The 1433-nt window shown below is 34.1% G+C and carries 1 protein-coding gene; it reads left to right on the top strand.

Annotation, left to right across the window (positions count from 1 at the left end; all coding sequences use genetic code 11):
- Positions 1-394: 394 nt before the first annotated feature.
- Positions 395-1433 (top strand): discoidin domain-containing protein (locus tag CRYPD_RS07650; protein WP_138146979.1); only part of this gene is annotated, 1039 nt, incomplete at its 3' end.

Here is a 1433-nt window from a genome sequence, read left to right as displayed (position 1 = left end):
TTGCTCAATTGTTAGATTTATTCTCTCTTTTCTGGTTTTTATTATTTGCGTCATTTTAACCTCCTTATTTTTTGTATTATAAGGCTATCTTTGTGTCTAAGAAAGTTAGATCATTACAGTTTTGATGGTTGTTTGTGCGTGGAATTCAAAAAAGTGAATAAGGGAAGCTACTATTTTTTTTATTTTTGTAGGAGGTTAACTTGTTTTTTTATGGTATTAGGTAAAAACGCTTTTGTTGACTTTGGTTGTGGATAGAGTGTTTGAAGGATTTTTAAATTTATCCAATATTGGATAAAAAATTAATAATTTGACAAAACATAAATATTAAGGTAAAAGTTAAATTAAAAGCCTTATTTTTAGGGCAAAAAAAACTACAAAAAAAGGGGATTTCACAATGAATTTAATCTGCATCAGCAAAAAATTTACTCGCACTTTAATATTAACATTTCTCATTACTTTGCCAATTGAAGTTTATGCTACTAGCACATATCAATTGGCAAATGTACACTCTACTAGTATTAATCTAGCCCTTGGCAAATCCACCACACAATCTAGCACACGCTATTCCACTTCTGCTTCTGGCAAAGCAGTAGATGGCAATACTAGTGGTAACTTCTTTGATGGCAAATTTTCAGTTACTCACACCTATAAAGATCAAGGTGCTTGGTGGCAGGTTGACTTAGGTGCTATTAAAACCATGAACCAAATCATTATTTACAATCGCACTGATTGCTGTAAGGATAGGCTGAGTCAATACAGGGTTACCGTTTCCATTGATCCAACTCATAATAATAAGACCTATCAAAAAGACTTCCATTCTGCTCCTGATCCTGTAGCCACCATTGATCTAGGTATAGGGGGTATAGATGGTCGTTATGTTAAAATTCAACTATTAAACAAGAATCCCTCCGTATTATCTCTAGCAGAAGTGAAAGTTATGGGATTATATGAAGAAGACTCAGGCATTATTTACGATAACAATAAAAATCTAGCCCTTGGCAAATCCACCACACAATCTAGCACACGCTATTCCACTTCTACTTCTGGCAAAGCAGTAGATGGCAATACTAGTGGTAACTTCTTTGATGGCAAATTTTCAGTTACTCACACCTATAAAGATCAAGGTGCTTGGTGGCAGGTTGACTTAGGTGCTATTAAAACTATTAACCAAATCATTATTTACAATCGCACTGATTGCTGTAAGGATAGGCTAAGTCAATACAGGATTACCGTTTCCATTGATCCAACTTATAATAAAACCTATCAAAAAGACTTCCATTCTGTTCCTGATCCTGTAGCCACCATTGATCTAGGTATAAAGGGTATAGAAGGTCGTTATGTTAAAATTCAACTATTAAACAAGGATCCCTCCGTATTATCTCTAGCGGAAGTGAAAGTTATGGGCTTAGATAAAAAAGACTCAAACATTATTA

Origin of the sequence: Bathymodiolus heckerae thiotrophic gill symbiont, assembly GCF_900180345.1 — a bacterium.
GTDB lineage: Bacteria > Pseudomonadota > Gammaproteobacteria > PS1 > Pseudothioglobaceae > Thiodubiliella.
Note: the sequence above shows the minus strand (reverse complement) of the source record. Positions and strands in the feature narration are given on the sequence as shown.